General features: G+C 40.4%; 22 protein-coding genes and 1 pseudogene. 7 read left to right on the plus strand and 16 right to left on the minus strand.

Annotated features, from left to right (window positions below; all coding sequences use genetic code 11):
• Positions 1-89: 89 nt before the first annotated feature.
• Positions 90-2,381, minus strand: coding sequence for a hydratase (locus WJP93_RS12615; protein WP_337548651.1), 2,292 nt, complete (start codon positions 2,379-2,381; stop codon positions 90-92).
• A 195-nt stretch (positions 2,382-2,576) separates the two neighbouring features.
• Between WJP93_RS12615 and WJP93_RS12620 the strand changes: the two genes are divergently transcribed.
• Positions 2,577-3,587, plus strand: coding sequence for a sugar kinase (locus tag WJP93_RS12620; RefSeq protein WP_118611924.1), 1,011 nt, complete (start codon positions 2,577-2,579; stop codon positions 3,585-3,587).
• A gap of 75 nt (positions 3,588-3,662) precedes the next feature.
• Here the strand turns inward: WJP93_RS12620 and WJP93_RS12625 are convergent, their stop codons facing one another.
• Together WJP93_RS12625 and WJP93_RS12630 are read right to left on the minus strand one after the other, a co-directional pair.
• Positions 3,663-4,073, minus strand: coding sequence for a hypothetical protein (locus WJP93_RS12625; RefSeq protein WP_337548652.1), 411 nt, complete (start codon positions 4,071-4,073; stop codon positions 3,663-3,665).
• Between the two features lie 12 nt (positions 4,074-4,085).
• Positions 4,086-5,258, minus strand: coding sequence for an aldo/keto reductase (locus WJP93_RS12630; RefSeq protein WP_337548653.1), 1,173 nt, complete (start codon positions 5,256-5,258; stop codon positions 4,086-4,088).
• Between the two features lie 387 nt (positions 5,259-5,645).
• On the opposite strand from WJP93_RS12630, the gene WJP93_RS12635 reads away from it, so the two are divergent.
• From WJP93_RS12635 to WJP93_RS12650, 4 genes and pseudogenes are all read left to right on the plus strand, one after another.
• The gene (locus tag WJP93_RS12635; protein ID WP_337548654.1) at positions 5,646-6,860 is read left to right on the plus strand and encodes an ATP-binding protein; all 1,215 of its coding nucleotides are present in this window, start codon (positions 5,646-5,648) and stop codon (positions 6,858-6,860) included.
• Between the two features lie 190 nt (positions 6,861-7,050).
• Complete coding sequence (locus tag WJP93_RS12640) at positions 7,051-7,758, plus strand: 5'-methylthioadenosine/adenosylhomocysteine nucleosidase (RefSeq protein ID WP_337548655.1); 708 nt, start codon at positions 7,051-7,053, stop codon at positions 7,756-7,758.
• A 62-nt stretch (positions 7,759-7,820) separates the two neighbouring features.
• The gene (gene trxA, locus WJP93_RS12645) at positions 7,821-8,132 is read left to right on the plus strand and encodes a thioredoxin (protein WP_262538587.1); all 312 of its coding nucleotides are present in this window, start codon (positions 7,821-7,823) and stop codon (positions 8,130-8,132) included.
• Positions 8,133-8,163: 31 nt separating this feature from the next.
• A pseudogene (locus WJP93_RS12650) lies at positions 8,164-8,652 on the plus strand (QueT transporter family protein).
• A gap of 45 nt (positions 8,653-8,697) precedes the next feature.
• Here the strand turns inward: WJP93_RS12650 and hslO are convergent.
• From hslO to WJP93_RS12680, 6 genes are read right to left on the minus strand one after another with little or no spacing between them, the layout of a single operon-like run.
• A complete protein-coding gene (gene hslO, locus WJP93_RS12655; RefSeq protein ID WP_337548656.1) occupies positions 8,698-9,564 on the minus strand; it encodes an Hsp33 family molecular chaperone HslO in 867 nt (288 codons plus the stop codon).
• Between the two features lie 17 nt (positions 9,565-9,581).
• Positions 9,582-10,346, minus strand: a complete 765-nt coding sequence (locus WJP93_RS12660; protein WP_337548657.1) for a class I SAM-dependent methyltransferase — start codon at positions 10,344-10,346, stop codon at positions 9,582-9,584.
• A 49-nt stretch (positions 10,347-10,395) separates the two neighbouring features.
• Positions 10,396-11,454 carry an FUSC family protein gene (locus tag WJP93_RS12665; protein ID WP_337548658.1) on the minus strand — a complete coding sequence of 353 codons (1,059 nt, stop codon included), beginning with the start codon at positions 11,452-11,454 and terminating at the stop codon, positions 10,396-10,398.
• Between the two features lie 24 nt (positions 11,455-11,478).
• A complete protein-coding gene (locus WJP93_RS12670; protein ID WP_337548659.1) occupies positions 11,479-12,507 on the minus strand; it encodes a HAMP domain-containing sensor histidine kinase in 1,029 nt (342 codons plus the stop codon).
• Positions 12,504-13,178, minus strand: a complete 675-nt coding sequence (locus tag WJP93_RS12675) for a response regulator transcription factor (RefSeq protein WP_337548660.1) — start codon at positions 13,176-13,178, stop codon at positions 12,504-12,506. The genes WJP93_RS12670 and WJP93_RS12675 overlap by 4 nt, the downstream gene beginning before the upstream one ends.
• A gap of 12 nt (positions 13,179-13,190) precedes the next feature.
• A complete protein-coding gene (locus WJP93_RS12680) occupies positions 13,191-14,633 on the minus strand; it encodes a phospholipase D family protein (RefSeq protein WP_337548661.1) in 1,443 nt (480 codons plus the stop codon).
• 184 nt (positions 14,634-14,817) lie between these two features.
• Between WJP93_RS12680 and WJP93_RS12685 the strand changes: the two genes are divergently transcribed.
• Positions 14,818-15,813 (plus strand): DUF6709 family protein, encoded by a 996-nt coding sequence (locus tag WJP93_RS12685; RefSeq protein WP_337548662.1) that lies wholly within the window; start codon positions 14,818-14,820, stop codon positions 15,811-15,813.
• Positions 15,814-16,054: 241 nt separating this feature from the next.
• Here WJP93_RS12685 and WJP93_RS12690 read toward each other — a convergent pair whose 3' ends face one another.
• From WJP93_RS12690 to WJP93_RS12700, 3 genes are all read right to left on the minus strand, one after another.
• Positions 16,055-17,359, minus strand: a complete 1,305-nt coding sequence (locus WJP93_RS12690; RefSeq protein WP_066556735.1) for an O-acetylhomoserine aminocarboxypropyltransferase/cysteine synthase family protein — start codon at positions 17,357-17,359, stop codon at positions 16,055-16,057.
• Positions 17,360-17,504: 145 nt separating this feature from the next.
• Entirely contained in the window at positions 17,505-18,416 is a 912-nt protein-coding gene (locus tag WJP93_RS12695; RefSeq protein WP_227100548.1) for a LysR family transcriptional regulator, read from the minus strand.
• 237 nt (positions 18,417-18,653) lie between these two features.
• Complete coding sequence (locus tag WJP93_RS12700) at positions 18,654-20,066, minus strand: Sapep family Mn(2+)-dependent dipeptidase (protein ID WP_337548663.1); 1,413 nt, start codon at positions 20,064-20,066, stop codon at positions 18,654-18,656.
• 198 nt (positions 20,067-20,264) lie between these two features.
• Here WJP93_RS12700 and WJP93_RS12705 point away from each other — a divergent pair, with 198 nt between their 5' ends.
• Entirely contained in the window at positions 20,265-21,617 is a 1,353-nt protein-coding gene (locus WJP93_RS12705; RefSeq protein ID WP_337548664.1) for an MATE family efflux transporter, read from the plus strand.
• Positions 21,618-21,692: 75 nt separating this feature from the next.
• On the opposite strand, the gene WJP93_RS12710 is transcribed toward WJP93_RS12705, so the two are convergent.
• From WJP93_RS12710 to WJP93_RS12725, 4 genes are all read right to left on the minus strand, one after another.
• Positions 21,693-22,388, minus strand: coding sequence for a CvpA family protein (locus WJP93_RS12710; RefSeq protein WP_337548665.1), 696 nt, complete (start codon positions 22,386-22,388; stop codon positions 21,693-21,695).
• A gap of 20 nt (positions 22,389-22,408) precedes the next feature.
• Positions 22,409-24,760, minus strand: coding sequence for a hypothetical protein (locus WJP93_RS12715; protein WP_337548666.1), 2,352 nt, complete (start codon positions 24,758-24,760; stop codon positions 22,409-22,411).
• 20 nt (positions 24,761-24,780) lie between these two features.
• Positions 24,781-25,380 carry a recombination mediator RecR gene (gene recR, locus WJP93_RS12720; RefSeq protein ID WP_227100553.1) on the minus strand — a complete coding sequence of 200 codons (600 nt, stop codon included), beginning with the start codon at positions 25,378-25,380 and terminating at the stop codon, positions 24,781-24,783.
• A partial coding sequence (locus WJP93_RS12725) for a YbaB/EbfC family nucleoid-associated protein (protein WP_337548667.1) occupies positions 25,380-25,730 on the minus strand: 351 nt, incomplete at its 5' end. The genes recR and WJP93_RS12725, both read right to left, overlap by 1 nt.

Consider the following 25,730-nt stretch of genomic DNA (forward strand, 5'->3'; position numbering starts at 1 on the left):
TTTCGATTTTGTAAAAAAGCAGCGATTTTCCAGCACATATCTCTGCGCTGAAAAACCGCTGCTTAAACTTATCTGAATAGTATCAGATTTTAATGACTTTTATAGTAGTTGATCAAGCAGCCATCAAGAATAATCTGTCTCTCATCATCTGTAAGCGGCTTAATCTCCAGCTCAAAGCTCTCAAGTGCGTTATCCTTGACAGCATAAGCTGTTACCTTAGGCTGCTTTTCCTTAACAGCATCACGAATATCTGGAACAAAAATATAATCCAGATTTGCAAATGGAAGCTTCTCTGGCTCAAAAATAAATGGAATCATACCCCAGTTAATCAAATTCGAGCGATAACGCTTTGTTGCATACTCTTTCGCAATATTAGCAAGACCGCCAAGTACACGCTGGCAGGATGCTGCCTGCTCTCTTGCAGAACCATCTCCCGGCTTTACTGCATAAATTACAGAGCCAATCTCTGTCTCGCTTGCCTTTACATCTGGGAACAGCTTATGAATCTCATTAAATGCAGCTGCTACCTCATCATCTGCCTGACATGGACACTTTCCATCCTCACGTGCTTCTTCTGCTGCACGAACCTTCTTAGCACGTCCAACATACTCCGGATCCTTTCTGGAGAGCGTAAACTCAGCAAGACCAAGCGGATTAGAACGGAATGATGATGTTTCACCAGATGGAATTAGTTCATCAGTTGTCGTTACAGGATCGTGGATCTCAGATACAACCTTTAATAAGATATTATCGGTCAGCGGTACCATTGACGGCCAATCCTTGATATTTGGTCCAAACTGAATTTCTACAGATGGATCTGCCTTTCCTACACCATTATAAACACGCTTCTCGTAGATATGACTGTCAAAATAGTACTTTGGCTTTGTAAAGTTCACATCAATATCAGTTGCTGCTGTCAGACGGCCCTTATTAAGTGCTGTCGCTGCAATTGAACGTGCATCCATAAGTGCAACTGATGCGATCTGTCCGTTGTTGACCTTTGAACCCTCACGATTTGGGAAGTTTCTTGTTGAGTGGCGAATTGAAAATGCATTATTTGCCGGAACATCACCTGCACCAAAGCATGGTCCACAGAATGCGGTTCTAACAGTTGCACCAGTTTCCATGATCTTTGCAATGCTACCGTTTCTAATTAATTCCATGTAAACAGGCTGAGATGCCGGATATACACTTAATGAGAAACGTCCGTCACCGATGCTCTGTCCATCTAACATATCGGCAACATCACACAGATTCTCAAAACCGCCGCCTGCACATCCTGCGATAACACCCTGATCAACATACATCTTGCCGTCTCTTACCTTGTTACGCAAAGTAAACGGAACTTTATTTCCAAGACTCACTGCTGCACGCTTCTCTACGTCAGCCAGAATATCATCAAGATTAGCATTCAGCTCATCAATCGTATATGCATTGCTCGGATGGAATGGCATTGCGATCATCGGACGAACTGCTGACAGATCAACACATACAACACCGTCATAATATGCCACTGCTCCCGGATTTAACTCTCTATACTCCTCCGGACGTCTGTGTATCTCATAGAAATCCTGTACCTTCTCATCCGTCTTCCAGATAGATGACAGACATGTAGTCTCAGTAGTCATAACATCGACACCTATACGGTAATCAACAGACAGATTGTCAACGCCAGGTCCAACAAACTCCATTACCTTATTTTTTACATAGCCGTTTGCAAATACAGCCTTGATGATTGCCAATGCGATATCCTGCGGGCCAACACCCTTTACAGGCTTTCCTGTCAGATAAATTGCAACAACCTGAGGCATATCAATATCGTAAGTACGGCCAAGAAGCTGCTTTACAAGCTCTGGTCCTCCCTCACCACATGCCATTGTTCCAAGTGCACCATAGCGTGTATGGCTGTCTGAACCAAGAATCATCTTGCCGCAACCTGCAAGCATTTCTCTTGCATACTGATGAATAACTGCTAAATGCGGAGGTACATAGACACCGCCGTATTTTTGTGCGCAAGAAAGACCAAACATATGATCATCCTCGTTGATGGTTCCGCCTACCGCACAAAGACTGTTATGGCAGTTAGTTAAAACATACGGAACTGGAAATTTCTCAAGTCCGCTGGCTCTTGCTGTCTGGATAATTCCAACAAAGGTAATGTCATGTGAAGTAAGACGATCAAACTTCACTTTTAAATGCTCGTCGTCCCCTGATGTGTTATGCGCCTGCAGAATCTTATATGCCATCGTCTGCTTTGCCGCTTCCTCTTTTGAAATTGTACGGCCTGTCTTTGCCGCTACTTGCACTGCCGCATCTGCATTGTCTGCGATCAGCTCTTTTCCGTCAATCAGGTATGCACCACTTTCAAATAATTGAACCATACTGTATGTACCTCCATGCTGTCTTGTGCGTATCTAAGCTAGGCAAAAACCTAACTTAAATTCCATTATAGTTTACTATAAAAGATTTTGCAACCTGATACTATTTGAATTTTACTTGTAATTTTCTTACAGATTAGCTATAATGACAATAATAGTGAAACGTCTATAAATAGTGAAAGAAAGGAATCAAAAATCATGAAGTTTATCACAATCGGCGAACTTTTAATGCGTCTTTCCCCTCCGGATTATGAGAAAATCCGCACTACCAGCTCTTACGTTGTCAATTTTGGCGGTGCTGAGGCAAATGTTGCTGTCTCCTTAGCAAACCTTGGCGTTGATACTACCGTATTTACTGTCCTTCCTGACAATGATATCGGACGAAGCGCAGTCCGCTCCTTAAAGGCAAATGATGTACATACATCCCCTATTATCTTCGGCGGCGAGCGCATGGGCGTTTATTTCCTTGAGGAAGGAATTGGTGTGCGTTCCTCTAAAGTAATTTATGACCGTAAACATTCTGCCTTTGCAGAATATGACTATACTACAGTTGACTTTAAGGCTTTGCTTGAAGGCTATGACTGGCTTCACTTAAGCGGAATCACACCGGCACTTTCTAACAGCTGCCAGATCTTAATCGAAGCTGCAATCTACGCAGCAAGACAGCTCGGCATGACAATCAGCTTTGACTGCAATTACCGCAGTATGCTGTGGAGCTTCGATGAGGCAAGAGATATCATCAGCCGTTACCTTCCATATGTCGATGTGCTTATTGGTATTGAACCGCTTCATCTGCAGGATGAAAATGGCCACGATTTAAAGGATGGCATGTCCATGCAGCCTGATTACGAGGAGCAAGACCGCATCTTCCAGGCAATGGCAGACCGCTATCATTTCAAAGCAATTGCAAGACATGTTCGCTACACCCACTCAAGCAGCGAAAACTCCTTAAAGGCTTACCTGTATTATAATGGACAGACATACGAAAGCAAGCTTTTCCGCTTCCAGATTCTTGACCGTGTAGGCGGCGGCGATGCCTTCTCATCTGGCCTTATTTATGCTCTCATGAACAATTATAAGCCAAGAGACGTTGTCAACTTTGCCGTTGCTTCCTCTGTTATGAAACACTCCATCCATGGCGATACAAATATCACTGATGTTGAAAGTATCCAGAGACTTATGAACCAGAGCTTTGATGTACAAAGATAAATAAAATAGAATAAAAGTACACTATGAAGAGGGAGACACAATATATTTTGTATCTCCCCTTTCCATCTATATTGATTATTTATAATTCTTATTTACGAGAAGGTATTCTCCTGCTTTTCCACCTTCCCACTCTTCATGATAATAGGCAACTCCATTTCCAAAATAAACAAATCTGCAATCGTTGCCGCGAGCAATCTCAATTGCTTCTTTTATCGAAAAAAAACCACATTGATCTGGTGTTATCACATACCCTTTTGAAGTTCCTCCTGATTGCTGAATCACCTTTTGCAATTCTGCATTGCCTTGGACGTCCAATGCTTTAAATAAATTCTGATTTAAATAGGTTCCAAAAAAGAAACGTGAAAGGCCATCTGACCTTTTTCGTGGGCTTTCTAACTCCCACAAGGTTCGTTCCTTTCGATTTGAAACAATAAATAAATCAACCATTTCTTTCTCTATTTTTAAATCAATTTCTTTCTCATCCATCTTCGTTTTCCTTTAATAAAAATGCAAAAAATGCGTTCCCCAATTTATAATCTTAAACATCGGAGTCTCAAGCTCCTTTTTAGCTTCCTTCAATAACTGCGGTATATCCAGATGCTGAGGACATTTCTTTGTACAGGCACCACAGCCAACACATTTTGCAGCATTTGTTGTCTCTTTTCTAAATGTCGTCATCTGAATATAGCGCCAGCGCGCATGACTGTCCTCTGACAACTGATTATAACACTGAAAAACAGCTGGAATATCTACTCCTTTCGGACATGGGCAGCAATAATTGCATCCTGTACAGCCTACCTTTACACTATTTTTGATATCGTTTTTCACATCCTCAATCAGCTGTCTCTCATCAGCTGTCAGGCAACCTGGCAATGCCAGTGATGCAGTTTTACAATTCTCATTTACCATCTCCATTGAGTTCATTCCGGATAACACACATGTTACCTGTGGCTGATCGTAAAGCCAACGAAGTGCTAGCGAAGCAGCTGACTCATTTACATTAGACTTTGCAATGCGCTTTTTCGCTGTCTCTGGCAACATTCCAACAAGACGTCCTCCGCGAAGAGGCTCCATAATGATCACCGGAAGATTTTTTTCTGCCGCATACAAAAGGCCTTTTTTTCCTGCCTGAATATTTTCATCCAGATAGTTATACTGGATTTGGCAAAAATCCCAGTCAAACGCATCTACAACTGGCTTAAAATTCTCAGTATTGCCATGATAAGAAAAACCTATATTTCTAATTTTTCCACTGTCCATCTTCTCCCTTATCCATGATTCAATACCAATCGCCTTCAAACGTTCCCATGATGCCACATCATTTAACATATGCATCAGATAATAATCAACATGGTCTGTCTGCAAAAGTTCCAATTCCTGATTAAAAATTTTTTCTGCCTGTGCAATGGAACGCACCATATACTGCGGAAGCTTTGTCGCAATATAAATCTGATCTCTGCAATTGTTCTCGGCCAGAATACGTCCAAGAACTTTTTCATTATTTTTGTAGACATATGCAGTATCAAAATAGTTTATACCCTGTCTGATTGCCTCCATCACCTGATCATTTGCCTTTTGAAAATATTCTCCTGTTCCGCTTCCCTCAAATCGCATACAACCAAATCCTAATAAGGAGATGTCATTGCCTTTTCTATCTTTGCGATACTGCATTCTGTCTTTCCTTTCTCTCTATATAAAGTCTATTTTCCATTTTTTATTTTACTCCTTTTTTTGCAAGTGTTCAAATAGATTTTTTCCACAAGGTTTCTGTTTCTATGTGTATTTATCGTGCAATCTCACAAAAGGTTTGGCAGAATGCCCACATTTTTAACTGTTTTGGTGTGTTAATAATATGTTCCTTTTATTGGGTCATCAAAGTGATTCAATTTTTCCTAGTTTCTTCGATGAATTTATCCAGTTTTATCTTTTATACTCGATAAAATTCTTAATACATTCAATTTTATCTTTTATACTCGATAAAATTATAATATTCACTTGTTTTATCTAGTATACTAGTGATATGATATACTCACTATTATATGAAAGGAGCCTCTTTTTATGATTAAACGTCAATTATATATGAAACGCATCCGACCATTTATCGGAAGCGATTTAGTCAAGGTTATGACTGGTATCCGTCGCTGTGGAAAATCCGTTATGCTAGAACTAATAAAGGATGAATTAAAAGCATCTGGTGTTGATTCGTCCCAATTTATCTCAATTAACTTTGAGGATATGAGATACACCTACCTGCAAACTGCACAGGCTCTGCATGATGAAATCACAAAGCGTGCTTCTTCCATAAATGGAAAAGTCTATCTTTTCTTTGATGAAATTCAAGAAGTAACAGATTGGGAAAAATGCATTAATTCTCTACGAATCACGCTTGACTGCGACATTTACATTACAGGTTCTAATGCCAAACTGTTGTCTGGCGAGCTTGCTACCTATCTTGGTGGCCGATATGTTGAATTTGTTATTTATCCTTTTTCCTTTGCAGAATTTCTTGAATTGTACCATCTCACTGCACCAGATGAATCAATTTCAAGCTGTTTTCAAAAATATCTTGTATCTGGCGGTATGCCATACTTGTCTAATCTTCGTTATGCCAAGGAACCGTCCATTCAATATTTAACAGATCTTTTCAACTCAGTTCAGTTAAAAGATATTGTTAAGAGAAACAAGGTTCGCGATGTTGATCTGCTAGAGCGGATTACAGCTTATATTATGTCAAATATAGGGACACCATTTTCTGCTTCCTCTTTGGTGAAATTTTTAAAAAATGAGAAGCGTTCTGTCTCTGCAGATACCATTCTCAATTATTTGAAATATTGTTGTGATGCCTACCTCTTTTATCAGGTAAAACGTCAAGATCTTCAAAGAAAACAGCTTTTATCTTCAAATGAAAAATATTATATCGCAGATCACGGTATTCGAGAAGCCGTCTTCGGCGGTAATATGCGTGATATTAACCTAATTCTTGAAAATATCATTTACATGGAACTATTGCGCCGTGGCTACATTGTCACAGTCGGAAAGGAGAGAACAAAAGAAGTCGACTTTGTATGTGAAAAGCGTGGAGAACGCCTCTATATTCAAGTAACCTACCTACTCGCCTCACCTGAAACCATTCAGCGTGAATTTGGCGTGTATGATAACATTCGAGACAACTTTCCAAAATATGTCGTATCTCTTGATGAATTTGATATGAGTAGAAATGGAATCAAGCATCGAAATATTCGTGACTTTCTGCTAGAAGATACTTGGTCATAATTTAGAACGCATGTGCTGGAATTCTCGACCATTCAATGACCGAGTCATTCACTATCTGATACTTGCAATCTTCGAATTGTACTGATATACTGTATCTTACCGGGGGCGCAATCTCCCCTGGGGTCAGTTCACTAAATTCCAGTTTATCCGTGCCTGACCTTAATTGTCAAGAAAGGTGGTTTTTGTTTTTATGAAGAAAACACTTGGTATTATCGGTGCCGAGCAGCAGGAAATTGATCTGTTACTTGAGCGCCTTTTGCTTGAAAAGACCGTCAAAAAATCCGGACTGTCTTTTTTCTGCGGCACAATTGATTCCTATCCAGTTGTAATTGTAAAGGCCGGAATCGGAAAGGTAAATGCCGCAGCCTGCACACAGATGTTAATTGATCTGTTTGATGTGAAGATGATCGTAAACACAGGTGCTGCTGGATCCTTAGATTCCCGCATCAACATCGGCGATATTGTTGTCTCCACTGAGGTAATCCAGCATGATCTCGACGTTACAGATCTTGGCTATAAGCCAGGTGATGTTCCAGGTACTGGAAAGGTATTTACCTCTGATAAGCTGCTCCATGATCTGGCTGTTTCCTGCAGCCATGAGGCAAATCCGGATGTTACAGTCTATGAGGGCTTAATCCTAACTGGAGACCAGTTTATTTCAGGACAGGAAAAGAAAAATTGGCTTATTGACACCTTCCATGGTCTTTGTGCTGAGATGGAAGGCGGTGCAATTGCTCATGTTTCCACAATCAATGAGGTTCCATTTTTAATAATCCGCTCTATCTCCGATAAAGCAGATGGAAGCGCAACTATGGATTACACCCAGTTTTCCAAGATGGCATCATATCACTCTGCACGCCTCGTTGAAGCATTGATTGAAAAACTGTTGGCACTATAATTATTTTACTTGAATCATCACCCCTACTTGGGTGCATACTATTTCGCGAAAGGAGTTTTACTATGTCCGTTTTAACAATTACAAAAAGCAATTTTAATGAAACTGTTTTAAAATCTGATAAGCCAGTACTTCTTGATTTCTGGGCTTCATGGTGTGGTCCATGCCGTATGCAGAGTCCTATTATTGATCAGCTTGCCGCTGCTCATTCCAACGTCGTATTTGGAAAGGTAAATGTAGATGAGGAGGCAGATCTTGCCGCTGAGTATGGCATCACCTCTATCCCAACATTGATCATCTTTAGAGATGGCAGACTGATTAATCAGGTAACAGGTGTTACCTCTAAGGCTTCCCTTGAGCGCATGCTTGGTCTGTAATGTATTCTGACAGAAAGGCTCAGATCTACAAATGAAAAATAAACAAGTTTTACCTATGGTGCAGGCAGCTTTAATTGCAGCAATGTATGTTGTTTTAACATGGCTTGCAAATATTTTCGGATTAGCAAATGGTGCAATTCAGGTTCGCTTTTCCGAGGCTCTCACCATTCTTCCTTATTTTACACCAGCAGCAATTCCGGGACTTTTTGTTGGCTGCGTAATCAGCAACACCATAACCGGCGCTGCAGTATGGGATATTTTATTTGGCTCACTTGCCACACTTATTGGCGCTTTCTTTACTTATAAGCTGCGCCATATCAGCAAATGGCTGGCACCTCTGCCGCCAATTTTAGCTAATATCCTTGTTGTTCCGCAGGTTCTTCGCATCGTCTACGGTGCACCAGACTCCATCTGATACTTAACAGCCACAGTTGGCATAGGTGAAGTAATCTCCTGCGGCATACTTGGAATGATTCTTTTGTTTGCACTGCAAAAGAATGCCAATCAGATTTTTCAATAATAATCACAAAAGCCACACTCATTAAATGGGTGCGGCTTTTTTTAATTACATCATTTCTTTTAATTCATCTGGTGTAAAGACATACTTAGAATTGCAAAACTGACAGCAGGTCTCAATATTCTCTCCTGCATCAATCATTTCCTGAATGTCTGATTTTTTAATACTTGCGATTCCTCGTGCAAAACGCTCCTTACTGCATCCGCATTTAAATGAGACAGCCATGCGATCAAGAACTGCAAGCTCCATATCGCCAAGAAGCTCCTGCAAAATATCTTCCGGTGTTTTTCCAATGTCGAGCATTGCTGTTACTGAAGATACTTTTGCCAAACGCTTTTCTAGTGCAGAAATGGTTTCTTCTGATGCATCTGGCATAAGCTGAATAATAAATCCTCCTGCCTGACGTACAGTATTGTCCTTATTCATCAGCACGCCTAATCCAACACTAGATGGTGTCTGCTCGGAGACAGCAAAATAATATGTTAAATCCTCGGCAATCTCTCCGCTTACAAGATCTGTCTGTCCCACATACGGATCCTTCAGACCAATATCTTTGATTACGCTTAGCACACCCTTTCCAATAGCACCTGCTACATCAAGTTTTCCAATAGAATTTGCCTGAATAAGTACAACCGGATTTTGCGCATATCCCTTTACATGGCCATGAGAATCAGCTGTTACTGTCAAAGAACCAATTGGGCCATCACCCTGAATCTTAACAGTCAGAAGCTCTTTATCTCCCTTCAGCATGCTGCCCATCATGACAGCTGCTGTCATTGTACGTCCTAAAGCTGCGGTAACAACCGGACTTGTATTATGTGCATTTCTTGCATATTCTGTAAGATCTCTTGTGGTTGCGGCAAACGCACGGACCTGACCATTTGCAGCCGTCGCACGAATCATATAGTCACTCATGTTTCTTCCTCTTTTCTTTATAAGTTTTGCAGCGGTGTCTTTCCCTTTTCGCGTGCTATTATGTACACACGATCGGTATCTTTCGTTGCAGGTGCACCATTTTTATCAATTGCAGCAAGAAATATCATGCCCGACTCTTCAATTGCACAGCGCACCTCATCAATAGAAAACGCACGCTGCTCATGATATTCGTCAAAACGTTCATAACGATTATCCTCTTCCTGCACAAACAGCGTCAGCGCATAGCTGTTGATTCGTTTTTCTTTATCATAATCATTATCCCAAATAAAGCTTACCTCTTCATCTGCATCACAAAAACTCTGGCAGCCAATACTCTTAAAGTAATGGTCAGTCTTTAGATCAAATAAAAATATGCCATTTGGATCCAGATAATTATTGACGAGACGGCACACATTAACAAGATCATCGTATTCAGTCAGGTAATTCATTGTGTCACACAAGCTAATTACCGCGCGCACAGTTCCGTAAAGCTCAAACTCTCTCATATCCTGATTCAGATATAAAATAGATCTTCCACTTTGCTCACGCTTTTCAACAGCCTCTGCCAGCATTTCTTCTGAATTATCCACACCGATCATGTCAAATCCCTTCGCATCAAACATCTCGGTTAACGTTCCTGTTCCACAGCCTAGCTCCAGCATCAAACCATCCTCAATGCCAAATTTTTTAAGCTGATCGGTTACAAAATTGCACCACTCCTCGTATGGAATTTCCTCCATCATACGATCATAGACAAGTGCAAATGCATGATATGCGTTCATAAATTCCCACGCCTTTCTTTTTTCTCCTCCACAACGGTTCAAGAACTTATTATACCTGATTTGAAGCTAATTTACAAGATTTTGACATCATCCAATAAAATAGAATACAAAATACTAGTGCAAAAGCAACACCAAACACGTTCTGTATCACACGCAAACTTACTGCACCCTTAAGTCCATAAGTCTGCGCAGCAATTGCAAGTGCGCCAAACGTATTAAATACTGCCTGCCATCCATATTTTACTGAAAATCCAACTCCGATTCCTCCGATAATTCCAATATATGCGTATATCGATGGCGGAAGCAGATAATACAATGCAACAAAGCAGATTACACCAGCAATGTTTCCAATAATTCTTTTTCTGACTCTATACTGCATATCCTCCATGAAAGGTACTATTGCTGACATAGCTGCAATACCCGCCCACATTGCTCTCGGCATTTTACATACCTGTGCAATAAAAAGCACTGTTGGCACACAAAGTATCTGGCACAGCTGCCATTTTGTTCTTGAGGATGTAATGTCAAATTCTCTTACAATATCTTTAATTGTTCTCTTATAAGTTCTATTTTTATGATTTCTGAAAAATACAAGACAGGTAAGCAATGCTCCTACCACCATTGCTGCTAATCTCATCTGATAACTTTTTCCTGTCACGTCATATCCATACAAAAGTAAGTATCCCAAAACTAAAGTTGACTGGTTAAACATAAATGGATTATGACATCCAAAAATAATAAACACTGCAAGTGCTGCTATATTCAAAAGTATACCCAACACAGGTGACACATGATTAGCCAAATGTGGAAATACTGCCATAATTACAAAGAACAATGCAAGTAATATCGTTGACTGTCCTGTATGGATTCCCAAATCTGCATTTCTAAATACCATAAGGCATAATAAAACTACTACACCTACAATACTATTTTCATTGCCAAACAAAATGCTAAAAACAGTAACAAAACCAAAGCAAAATATCATTGTGAGCGCAATCTTTACAAGATATACAAGCATATGATATGCTTTTTCCTTCCCTGTCCCACTTGTCTTAAGCATCTTTTTTGATCCTGCCTGATTTAACTGCAATTCCTGATAAAACGTCATATCCTTCCTCCTAGTATTTTATAATTATTGTAATGGAAGCTGCACAACAAACCTGCATCCTCCATATTCGCGATTTTGTGCTTCAATCGTTCCGCCTGCACTGTCAATAATTCGCTTTACAAGTGCAAGACCAAGACCATTTCCTTCTGCCTTATGGGAACCATCTGCCTGATAAAACTTATCAAATATCCTGTTTTTTATTTCCTCGTCAATTCCAGGGCCTTCATCTTCCAGAATAAATTTTACCTGATCATTTTCCTGTTTTAAAAACATCGTAATTATTCCCTGATTAGGACTAAACTTAATGGCATTATCCAAAAGATTTATCCAGATATGCATAAAAAGTCCTTCATTTCCTACATATTTAACAGCCTCCATCTCTACCTGAAATCCAATTTTCTTCTGTGTCCACTTTGATTCTAGCGAAAGGATTGCCTGTCTGATCTGCTCATCAAGACGATATTTTGTCTTTTTCATTGGAATATTCTGATTTTCCAACTTAGACAGCAGAAGAATATTTCCAACAAGACAAGACAATCTCTGAGTATTAAACAGGATTTTCTCTACATATTCATTTTGTTCATTCGAAAGCTCCTCTCCCTGTAGCAGCATCGTATAGCCCTCAATTGCATTTATAGGTGTTTTAAACTCATGTGAAACATTAGAAACAAAATCCATCTGCAATATTTGTGTAGCACGAAGCTCTTTTGTCATCACATTAAAGCTATTATATGATTGTGCCACTTCTGCAATACGACTGCTTGTTTCTAACTGTTTATCAAAATCTCCCTGCGAAACATCCTTCATTGCCTCGCTAAGCTTTGTGATCGGCTCCAAAACCTTTCCATTTAAAAGCACTGTAATTAATCCTGCAATCATTGTATTAAAAATCAACAACCAGACAATCGCAGGAATATTTTCCGGCATTTCCAGAAAATGCTTTAAAAACGCAAAAAGTAATGCTGAAATTATCATCGAACAGGTCAATGCCAGCCAAATAATGCCTGTCAGATATGTGCGAATTTTAAATTCCTTCTCTTTTCTTTTTTTCATGATTTCTTTACCACCTTATATCCAATCCCTCGCATAGTGACAATTTCAAAATCAGAGTTTTCCTTAAATCGCTCTCTAATTCTTCCAATATGAACTTCAATCGTATGTGGATCAGCCTCTGTTTCCACTCCCCAGACATCGTCCATCAGCTGCTGTTTTGTAAATGTACGTCCTGGCGATGCTGCCAATTTGTACAAAAGCAGAAATTCCTTTTTGGGAAGCACCTGAATTTCTGAACCTATTTTAACAGTCATTTGATCATAATCAAATTCTGTAGAGCCAATTACGATTTTATGTTCACTAAGGATCTGCGCACGCCTCAGCAATGCCCCAACTCGTAAAACCATCTCATTTACATTAACTGGCTTTACCATATAGTCATCACTTCCTGACAAAAATCCCTGACGCATATCATCAAACGTACCTTTTGCCGTAATCATCAGCACTGGAATCTGATATCCTGCTGCCCGTAGCCTAGAAACAAGCTCATACCCATCCATTACAGGCATCATAATATCAGAAATGATCAGATCAATATATTCTGTATCAAGTGTTTTTAATGCCTGCAAGCCATCTGACGCGCATTTGATCTGATATCCATTTTTTTCAAGTACTTTTTGAAACAATTGACTCAATTCCTTATCGTCTTCCACTATTAAAATCTTAAACATGTCTCCTCCATATTAAAACAAAAATCGTACCCATCCAAGCAAATGCTGTACTAATAAAATCTTTATCTGTTTCTTTTTTGTTAATGCAATTGGCTCCACATTATATGGATTATTGTATGTTCCATCTTCCAACACCTGTCTTGACATTTTTTCATACGTCATCATGCCTTCCTCAAGCTGTCTGTTAATTTCTCTGCTTCGGATAACTAACATAAGCTCTGTATCAAGATATGCACTTCTCATATCCATATTAAAAGAACCTATCACTGATAAATTATCATCAATCAAAATACTCTTTCCATGATATGAGAAACCACCTTCATACTCCCAAATATCAATCCCTGTATCTACGATTTTATCCCTGTTTACTGCATAATCTGCTGAACCAAACGGATTCCCATTATTTGCAGCAGAATTTGTCATGACAGAAAATTCTGAAACATTCTTCGCAACATCTGCCCATGTATTATACATCATTTCATTGCAAATGATATACGGTGTATGGATCTTTACACGTTCTTTTGCATTTTTCATAAGTTCTCCAAGCGTATACCAAACCACAGGCTCTTTTGCGCCTGTATGGATAGGATTTGACACCAGCGTAATCTTTTCTGTCTCAAATGTTTCCTCTGTATAATCGCTGTCAAAAATACGTTTTTTATACTCTGCAGCATATTCTTTATATTCTTCTTCCATTCTTAAAGCTGCTTTCTTCACAGAAGTCTTATCTGCCAATTTTTTATCTTCATGAAAATAAGCACAGTCATCCTGCTTCCATATATTTTCAAAATAATCCAGCAACTGACTGACAGAATTTTCCTTCTGTGAATTCTCGCATATAACAAGGACATCTCTGTCATAATTTTTATATTTTTCAAAATCACCAAGAAAATAATTATACGTATTTCTTCCACCAAGAATATATATACTTCTATCTGCTATCAAATATTTATCATGCATCCTTCCCATCATTTTCCATGGTGTTAATGGATTTGCCCGATTATAAATCTTTACTTCAATATTTTCATGAGAAGATAACGCATAAAAATAAGGATTCCATTCCATAGCAGTCCAGCTTTCAAAGCCGTCTGCCAGTATGCGAACTTTAATGCCTCTGTTTGCAGCCTCAAGAAGAGCTCCCATAATCAGCTTTCCGCTCTCATCAGAGTGAAATGCAAAAGTAGATAAAATAATCTCTTCCCTTGCATTTTGTATCAAACGGATTCTCTGTAAAAGAGCTTCGTTGTTTTCTTCTATAATCGTGGCTCGTTCTGGGTTCTCACTAATCTGATTCCAATTTTTAATTTCCTCTTGAACGGCTATTTTTGTTTCAGAAGATACTTTAGGCTGTTTTTTATATGCAGTGTAAATCCCAATTGCTTCATAAAAAACAATGACAAGAATCACTGCCAGTATACAAAAAATAATTTTTTGGATTTTACGCTGTTTGCTCATAGTATATTATCTTCCTTTCTTACTTGCTGCATGTAGCATACAAATAAAAACTCAATTAAACCTCAACAGAGGCTGACTTTTCCCAAAAACACTTTATTTTATTTACAAAAACAAAAAAATCCAGTATACTCATTGTATGGTGAATCTACATTGACATGATCTCTCACAAAGGAAAGGAAACAATATGATTTTATCCTATATCCGAAAAAATCAGTGTAAGCGCCTTTTTTACCCGCTGATGCTGCTTGGCGTCGTGATTTTTCTTGTATGGCGCTCGCCTGTCACTGAATATGTGACAAAACGCACAATCAGCAATGCCGTGCTTATCAATGATTCCATGGCAAAAAAGGTTTTGTATGCGAAAATTAAAACGGGGACACTCTACTACAGCGGCGAGGACTGTCTGGCAGGCGGTGAGCTCGTTGGACATTATTACTACGAGCTTATAGGCGGAAGCTGTCATTTTTATCTCATCCGTGCTGTGGCTGGCTATCCAGCTTCCAAAACACTTGAAGGACAGACTATTATAGGACGCGTTGATGCTTTTGAACCCGAAATTCTAGATCCGCTCACACAAAAGCTTGCTGAAGATATTTCATGGGATGCAAAATCCCTTAAAAGCGTTTGCCAGAAATATTTTGTCAACCAGACTGCCTATCTAAACAGGCGTGAAATTGTGCTTATGGTTGTCCTTCTTTTGGTGTTTGTCTTAATGATTGTGGTTTTTATTCGCACATTTTTATATATCATAAATCCACGTCTAACAAAAACCTACCGAAATCTGGAGCACTATGGCAATCCTGAGAAAATTTTAAATGATGTGGAAAAACAAATTCGTCGAAGGATTCTTCTGCAGACAAAGACACTTATTCTGACGCCTCGCTATCTTGTTGAGCTCTCTGATGATATATGTGCCATTATCCCACTGCCGGAAGTATTATGGATCTATGATCATGCTGCTATGCGCCGTACCATAAAGGGACGCCAGTTAAGCTATACAATCCATGTTGTCACCATGAAAGGTGAAGAATATACATTGACTGGCAAATCACATCGTGAAGTCAGCGCTATATATCACGAGCTAAATACTCGTTATCCGAATTTTTTCTTCGGTTATTCAAAAGAACATCAGGAAATGGTTCAATATGTGCTGCATGAAATGAAAAATGAAAAAGCATAAGAAATCTGTATATAAAATGAATCAGAGGACATAATAAAAATGTCAGAAATCTAGCGGCATTTTAAATGCCGCAGTCAGCTGACAGGCGGTTATGATTCCCCCCTCTAAACCGCACAGCTTACAAATGATATCATTTATTATTTATCCTCCCCTTTCAAAGAAGAGCCTGCGCAGATGCACAGGCTCTTTCTTCTATAGAAGACATATGATACCCACGGCTTGTGACTTTTCGACCCTTGTATCACTTCGAGATTGCTTCAAATGCTTCCTGAAGATCATAAATAATATCATCAATATTTTCTGTACCAATTGAAAGACGAATGGTGTTTGGCTTGATTCCCTGCTCTGCCTGTTCAGCCTCGTTTAACTCAGCATGTGTAGTAGATGCCGGATGAATGACAAGAGACTTTACATCTGCTACATTTGCAAGCAGTGAGAACAGCTTCAGCTGATCAATAAACTCTTGTGCTTCCTTTGCGCCGCCCTTAATCTCAAATGTAAAGATAGAGCCGCCGCCATTTGGGAAATACTTCTTATAAAGAGCCTGCTGCTCTGGGTCTTCTGATACTGACGGATGATTTACTTTTTCTACAAGCGGCTGTTTCTTTAAGAAATCTACAACCTTAAGTGCATTCTCTACATGTCTCTCTACACGAAGGGACAATGTCTCAAGTCCCTGCAGGAAGATAAATGCATGGAACGGTGAAAGAGTTGCACCTGTATCACGAAGTAAAATAGCACGGATTCTTGTAACAAATGCTGCAGGACCTGCTGCATCTGCAAAGCTAATTCCATGATAGCTTGGATCTGGCTGTGTCAGCTGTGGGAACTTTCCTGATGCTTTCCAGTCAAATGTTCCTCCATCTACAATGACACCTCCGATGGTAGTTCCATGACCACCGATAAACTTTGTTGCGGAGTGTACTACTACGTCTGCACCGTACTCGATTGGTCTTACAAGATACGGTGTTGCAAATGTATTATCAATAACAAGCGGAATCTGATGCTTGTGCGCAATCTTTGCAATTTTCTCAATATCAACAACCTCTGAGTTTGGATTTCCCAGCGTCTCGATGAAAACCAGCTTTGTATTCTCCTTGATAGCGCCCTCAATCTCTTCATAATTAAATGGATCTACGAATGTTGTGTTGATACCATATGATACAAATGTATGTGCCAGCAAATTGTAGGTACCACCATAGATATTTTTTGCTGCAACAACATGATCACCTGCAAATGCCAGATTCTGGATTGCATATGCAACAGCTGCTGCGCCAGATCCAACTGCAAGTGCTGCAACACCACCCTCAAGGCTGGCAATTCTCTTCTCAAATACATCCTCAGTCGGATTAGTCAGTCTTCCGTAAATGTTGCCGGCATCCTTTAATGCAAAACGGTCAGCTGCGTGCTGAGAGTTATGAAATACATAGGAAGATGTCTGATAAATTGGAACGGCTCTTGCATCTGTTACTGGATCAGCTTCCTCCTGTCCTACGTGAAGCTGCAGTGTCTCAAACTTTAATTTTCTTTCCTTTAATGTACTCATATTTAAATCCTCGCTTTCAGGTGGTGTTTTTTTGTTTCACTGTCTGTATTATAGCGAAGGCGCCTGTCTTTGTCTAATACACAAAAGCAAACGCCTGTTATTGGATTCTCCTATAACTATATTGGATGATTAAAGTGGTTTTTCATCACTTCAGCACCAGATTCTTGTATTTTGCAAGCTCATTAACATAAAGCTGCGCCAGTTCACTTAACTGAATACTTTTTCTCTTCACATATCCTATTGTCATGACCTCTGTTTCCTTAAGCGGAACTGCCGCATAGTCACTTCCGTTTAACTCCTCACAAATAATACCTGAACACAAAGTATAACCATTTAAGCCAACCATCAGATTTAGCATACTTGCGCGATCATCTACCTGAATTGTCTGTTTATACTCGTAGGTACTAAAAACCTCCTCTGCAAAATAGAATGAATTTGTCTTTCCCTGATCAAACGTAAGACATGGATACTTTTCAAGCTCCTGTAAGCTAACACTAGACTTTGATGCAATCGGATTTTTCTTCCACACATATACATAAGTATTGCAGTCAAATAGTGGGATAAACTCAAGCTCACTCTCATGAATCAGCTTCATCAAAATCTTCCGATTAAAATCACTCATATAAAGAATACCAATCTCGCTGATAAAATCCTTTACATGCTCAATAACAGTTCCCGTCTTTGTCTCATGAATTGCAAACGCATAATCGTCCATACCAAATTCCTTTACCATCTCAACAAATGCCTTAACGGCAAAGGTATAATGCTGCATGGAAACGGCAAAGCGCTTCTTTGTTTGTGTCTTCTCTACGTATCGCTGCTCCATCAGACGGTACTGTTCAACAACTTGTCTGGCGTAGCCTAAAAATTCATTTCCCTCTGTTGTTACAATGATGCCTCTGTTTGTTCGTCCGAATATACGGATTCCAATCTCTCCCTCAAGCTCCTTTACTGCCTCTGAAAGACTTGGCTGAGAAATAAATAATTTTGCTGCTGCCTGATTCATTGATCCGCAGTCCGCGACCGCAATCGCATATCGTAATTGCTGTAATGTCATTGCTACCGTCTCCTATTTTGTATGTTAGTACATGATACAGAAAAAGGCCCTGCTCTCTGCAGGGCCAAAAGGGAATAAAAAGGGGAGGGATGCCGATTACTTCATCGGCTATGAAAAAGATATATGAATGTCCAGTTGATTTCTCAACTGTGCCTACATCATAACCGATAAATGTGTTCATTTTTTGTCCAAATTTTTAACGATTTGTGAATGGATGGCACTTTTCCCACTTTTTTTTCATTTTCCGCAGAGCTTTACGATTGCCAGCGCAAAAATTTCTGCACTCATAACAAGCTGATCAATAATAACAAACTCATCCGGTCCATGCATATGGTTATCTACAGACGGATCTGCACATCCACATGCCACACCATTTTCAATATGATGAACGTAGGTTCCTCCACCAATTGCAAGTGGTTCTCTTACTTCACCAGTCACATCTGTATAAGTCTCAAGTAAGGTTTTTACAAGTTCAGAATCCTTTGGAACATAATGAGGCGGATTCAGCGGTGAATCATTTGGCTCAAAGCCGGCATCTGAAAGCTTCTTTTGAACAACATTCTTTGTATTTTCCTCTGTTGCACTGTTGCATGCACGACAGTCAAAGGTTCCGCTCATCTTTGTATCATTTAATTCAAACAAATCAAGTGTCAGAGTTGTCTTTCCTGAAATTTCATCCTCAAGGTTCACACCAAGTCCTCCTCCGCAGTAATCACCGTGTGGGAACAAAGCAGTTACATTATGAAGCAATGTCTTTGTCTTGCTTTCTGCAAGCGGTAGGGATGAAAGCAGCTTAAGAAGTGCAGTCAATGCATTGTTTCCATCCATTGGACTTGCCGCATGTGCAGATACACCATCTGCATGAATCATAAGAGCACCATCTTCAGCCAAAGAAACAGTAAACTTCACACCAGTCTCATCTTCAGCTTCTTTTACATATTTATTCATCTCATCTGCTGTCATTCCTTCAACAACGGCATCTGCCTTTGCTGGAACAACATTTACCTTAATTCCACTGACAGCACTTCTTACTCTAGGAAGACCTTCCTCTAGTGAAACTTCTGCTGTAAATGTAGTGTGAAGGCTTCCCTTCTCTAAAAATACAAGCGGAAAATCAGCATCCGGTGAAATTGTCATCGGTGCATGAGTATTCTTTCCAAAATAGTAGGCAATATCAGAGCTTCCGCACTCTTCATCAGATCCTAAAATCAAACGAACATCTTTATCTAACTCAAAACCAAGATCACGCACTGCCTTCATTGCATAAAGTGCCGCAACAGCTGGTCCCTTATCGTCAGATGTTCCGCGTCCGTACATCTTTCCATCCTCAACTATAGGCTCAAACGGTGTTGTCTTTGTCCATCCGTCTCCGCCTGGAACAACATCAAGGTGTGCCAGAATATCAAGTCCAAGTTCCTTTCCATTGATTACTGTGTCAATCGCATAATTATCCCAGTTTTTTCCTAAAAAGCCGTGCTTCTCAAAAAGAGACAATCCTGCACGAAGTGCCTCTGCTGCCCCCTCGCCATATGGCTTTCCTGGCAGCGCCTCTGCGCGAGCACTGTCTACTTTGATCAATGTCTTAATGTCTTCAACCATCTCATCGCGATGTACGCTAAGATACTCATGAATCTTTTCCTGTACTGTCATAATCTTTCACCTTTCTATATTTGCTATTGGTAGCATTATGCTACTATGATACCCCTAGCCGCGCAAAATTGCAATGCTATTTTGCATAGCTAGAAATAGTTTCAAAAAAGCAAAAAAAACACTTGCAAACGTTTTATAACCTGCTATAATGTGCTGGAAAAACGTCAAAATCAACTTAAAAAAAGGAGCATAAGAAGTATGGCAAAAAATGCAACAAGGGAGATGACATCTGGAAGCCCGCTCAAATTAATTTTAAGCTTTGCAGTTCCGCTGCTGCTTGGCATGCTGTTTCAGCAATTCTACAGTATGGTTGATACTATTATTGTAGGAAAAAGTTTGGGCGTTGATCAGTTGGCCGGTGTCGGATCGACAGGAGCAATCAACTTTATGATAATTGGATTTTGCAACGGTGTCTGCAGCGGATTTGCTATCCCAATAGCACAAAGCTTTGGCGCAAAGGACTACAAGCGACTGCGAAAATTTGTCGCAAACGCAGCCTGGCTGTCCATCGCATTCGCAGCTGTTATGACAGTTGTCGTCTGTGTACTATGCAGACAAATTCTTTCCTGGATGGATACACCAGAAAATATTTTCGAATATGCTTATAGCTACATATTTATCATTTTCCTTGGAATACCTGCCACATATCTTTATAACTTGCTGTCAGGTATTATACGTTCTCTCGGAGACAGCCGCACACCAGTTATATTTCTGGTTATCTCAGCCATGTTAAATATTCTTTTTGACCTGCTGGCAATTCTTGTTCTGCATATGGGAGTGGCAGGCGCTGCATGGGCTACTGTTCTTTCCCAGCTGATTTCCGGTATTTTATGCTTCTTATATATGAGAAAGCAGTATGATATTCTCAAATTTGAAAAGGATGAGATGAAATTTGAGGGGCGTCAGGCGATCATACTTTGCAACATGGGCATTCCAATGGGTCTGCAGTACTCCATTACAGCAATCGGAAGTGTTATCTTACAGACTGCAGTAAACTCACTTGGTTCTCAGGCCGTAGCCGCAGTTACAGCTGCCGGCCGTATCTCTGGCTTTAGCTGCTGCCCGTTTGATGCACTTGGCTCCACAATGGCAACATATGCCGGTCAAAATGTCGGCGCCGGGAAGCTTGATCGCGTTGGAAAAGGCTTGAAATCCGCAAGCTTCATAGGCGGCATCTATGCCATTATTGCTTTCTTTGTATTATCATTATTTGGAAGACAAATTGCACTTCTGTTTGTATCGGCAGATGAAATTGCCATTCTTGATCATGTTAAGCAGTTTTTAGTTTTCAACACGGCTTTCTATATTCCGCTTTGTCTCGTCAATACCGTGAGATTTTGCATACAGGGAATGGGCTATTCCCGATTGGCAATTTTAGCAGGTGTCTGTGAGATGGTTGGACGAATTATTGCCAGTCTTGTTCTTGTACCGCTCATTGGCTTTGTTGGCATATGTATTGCCAGTCCAATTGCATGGATCATGGCAGATCTGTTTCTCGTTCCAGCATACTGTCATACAATAAATCGAATGAAAAAAATATTAGCTTCTTAAATTTAAAGCAGCTAATCAAAAAATACCCCTCGACAGGCTGCTTATGTGTGCAGACTGATCGAAGGGTATTTTTTATTAACGTACTGCCTTAAGCAGTGCATTTAGCAAAAAATTATTATTATAAAGAAATGTCAGCAGTGTACTCTGTGTAATCATTGAAAGTGCCTCGCGTCCCCAATCTTGTGCTGCAAATGCAGTCACAACAATACCTCCGATCCATATTATAATCAACGCAGTACAAAGCCCGCAAATGGCACCTGCAATACAGTCAATCTGATGCAAAACAGGCAGTTTCACAATTCCTGCTAAAACCATTGTTACAATACGAAGCAAAATCCATACAACAACAAAACTGATAATACAGCAAACAGCCTCAAATGCCAAATCTGTGAGCCATCCCGTAATATAGGCTGCTATATTTTGAATGCCACGCTGCTCATAAACTGCCTTGCTGTTGCTTTGCTCTAAAGATTTTGTCAGAACATCCGGCAGATTCAGACTATCAATGACCTTATCTGTCAGCTGCGCCTGTCCTGCCTGAATCTCTTGTGTCTTTTCTCCCACAAATGAGCTAACACTAGTCTCTATTGCTGCATAAATCCCTGTCTGGTCTTTCACAAAATCAGACACAGGCTCGCGGACAAACAGCATGATTACCAAGCTTACAAAAAAGGACGCAAATGAAAGAACTGTTTTTACAAGTCCTCTTTTTGCACCAGCCAGTGTCGCAAGTACAATCAATACGATTACCGCTATCACAAGCCAATTCATAGAATCACACCTTTCTTTTTTCAGCCAACTTCAAAATCCTTATCACGCAAAATCAGGCAGCCTCTCTTGTCATATTTGCTCTGGAAGAGCTTGCGCATAGATTTTTTCTCGGCCTTCTCAATTGCATTATTTACAATCATCTCAACAATACGCTTTTTATTGCGCTCCTGATTACCTGCAATTACCTTTAAGCGCTCCATCAGTGCCAGCTCACCTGATTTATCAAACACACTGTCCTCTCTATCTGCATATCCTCTTGCATACTCAAGAAGCTCAGTAACAGAATATGTCTCACGGACAAATTGAGCCGTAACTACCTGTGCAAGCTGCGGGTAATCAATAAGCAGATGACGAATTGAGGCCGGTGTATCGATGAATACAACAAGCAAGCTTCTGTCAGTTGGATCAATGATCTTACAAAATTCATTGATGACACGCTCATTCATGTCTGCCGCATCTTCAATCAGAATTGTCTTTCCAAGCAGCTTGTCAATTGACTTAACAAGTCCCTTCTGATTCAGCTTCTGACCTGTAATTTTCACAACAGATCTCGGAACTGCACGTGAAGAGCGTTCTGCCAGTTCCTCTAAATATTCAAGTGCCAGTTCAATATCATCCTCATCTGGCATCGCCTGAATAGCAAAATGCCATACACGTGACATATCCTCCGGATTGACAATTGGAAGTCCGCTGTTTGCTGTCATCTCCACTTGACGGCTCTCAGCAAATTCTTCCTGAGGCTCTTCCTCTTCTGGTTCTTCCTCAAATTCTTCCTGAGGCTCTTCCTCTTCTGGTTCTTCCTCAAATTCTTCCTGAGGCTCTTCCTCTTCTGGCTCTTCCTGAATTTCTTCTTGAATCTCCTCCTGAGTCTCTGCTTCTTCTGGATCTTTTTTAGATTCTTCTTGAATCTCTTCATGAGGCCCCGCTTCTTCTGGCTCTTTCTCAAGTTCTTCCTGAACTACTTCCTGAGGCTCTTCTTCCTCTAGCTCTTTTTCAGATTCTTCTTGAACTTCTTCCTCTGGCTCTACTTCCACCGTTTCTGCCACTGGTGCTGCCCACTCAGAAATCTGCGGTTCTTCTTCTGGCTTATATGCTTCAAACCAAACAGCCTCATCAGCGTTTTCACTATCTGAGGTTTTCTCTGAAGTTTCGGTGTTTGCTGTTTCAACGTCTGAGGTTTCGTTTTCTGAAGTCTCGTCATCTAAAACTTCACTTTCTGTAGTTTCGTCCTCTGAAATTTCATCATGCATATAGGAAATATCCTCAGGCACCTGCAGTTTTTCTTTCTCTTCAACATCTGAAGGAATTTCAGAAACCAGCTCCAAATCCTTCTCTCCGGCAAGCTGCTGCACCTGCTGTACCTGCTTTGCCAACTCATCCTGCAGCTCGTTCTGGGCATCCTCCTGCTTTGCACGCTGAATTACTGCCATAATTTCGTTCATGTCACTCGTAACAACACTTTGTCTAGCATGTTCTAATCTTTGTTCCTTCTTTAAGCGTTCTACTGCCTCAAGTTCCTCTTCACGCTGCTTACGAAGCTTTTCTTCACGCTCTAGCAAAGCCTTCTGCTCATCCTCTCGCGCTTTAGCCTCTTTTTTAGCTGCCTCCTGCTCTGCCTGATATGCCTTTTCCTGCTCTTCCTGCCACTTTGAAATTTTTTCCTGTGCGGCAGCTTTTTTAGCCAACTCTGCCTGTGATTCTTTCTTTTCCTGCTCTTCTTGCTTTTTCTGAAGCTTTTCGTTTTCTTCCTGTGCCTTTTTGTCTGCAAACTTCTGAACCTTTTCCTTTTGCGCCGGTGTTAACGGTGCAAACTGACTCTTAAGAGAAAGTGCCTTTTCTACATATTTTCCAAGGCCAAACCAAAGAATAATATCATCACACAGTTGGATACACTTATCCTTCTCATTATTCATCGCATATAAAACAGCCAGCTCATAAGCCCATTTCTCATCAAAATCCTCTCTCTTATAAGCTTCCAGAATTTTGATTTTTTCATCAAGAGTCGCCTTCTGATAACGTGCCATCTTATATAAAAGAATATATCTTCCCTGATCGTTTGGTGCTATACGGCAAAACTCCTCGAAATAATTTTTTGCATCATCATAGCTGTCTGCCTTCAATGCAAGCTCCGTCAGACGGTACACAATACGGCGTCCCATCGCTGCATACTCATATGCCTGCTGCAAAATATCGATTGCCTTTTCATACTCCCCTACTGCTGTATAGATATCCGCAGCCAGTGTCAGCATTTTTACATCGCGGATTTTTGTCCAGTCAATAGTATCGCACAGCTTTGCAGCCTCTCCATACTCTTTTCTGGCTGCAACCTGTCTGATATGCTCTGTTTTTAACTGATATTCGTATTTATCCATTTTGTCACCATTTCCTGCAACTATAATTCCACACGTCCATCAAGTGCACGTGTTAATGTCACTTCATCTATATATTCCAAATCACCGCCTACAGGCACACCACTTGCAATACGTGTTACCTTAATGCCAGCTGGCTTGATTAATTTACTTATATACATCGCTGTTGCTTCTCCTTCCAGACTGGAATTTGTCGCAATAATCACCTCTCGCACATCTTCGCGCTGCAGGCGCACCAGCAATTCCTTTATTTTAATGTCTCCCGGTCCTATTCCAAGCATAGGAGAAATTGCCCCGTGAAGAACATGATACACACCATCAAATTTTCCTGTTTTCTCATAAGCTGCCAGATCTCTGGAAGTTTCCACCACCATAATCACTGACTTGTCTCTCTTTGCACTGCCACAGATCGGACATAGCTCCTGATCTGTCAATGTGAAGCATTCCTTGCAATAGCGGATATTGCTGCGCGCATTCACCATCGACTGCGCCAGCTGTTCCACCTGCTCTTTTGGCATATTAATAATATGAAATGCCAGACGCTGAGCTGATTTTGCTCCAATCCCAGGCAGTCTGGACAATTCTTCAATCAATTGATTTACTGTTTTGCTGTAAAAATCCATCAGAACGGAAAGCCTCCGCCAAGACCACCAAGGCTGCCGCCTAAACCACCTGCTAATTTGCCCATTGACTGAGAAGAAGCCTCATCAACCTGACGCATAGCCTCATTTACAGCTGCTACGATCAGATCCTGCAATGTCTCGATATCATCTGGATCAACAGCCTCTTCTGCCAACTCAACATTTGTTACTTCTCTTTTGCCAGAAACAGTAACCTTAACAACACCGCCGCCTACACTTGCAGTAAATTCCTTTTCCTCAAGCTCCTTCTGCTGCTCCTCCATCTGGCGCTGCATTCTCTGTGCCTGCTTCATTAAATTGTTCATATTGCCCGGCATACCGCCTGGGAATCC

Origin of the sequence: Anthropogastromicrobium sp. (genome assembly GCF_037349415.1) — a bacterium.
In the GTDB taxonomy this organism is placed as follows: domain Bacteria; phylum Bacillota; class Clostridia; order Lachnospirales; family Lachnospiraceae; genus Anthropogastromicrobium; species Anthropogastromicrobium aceti.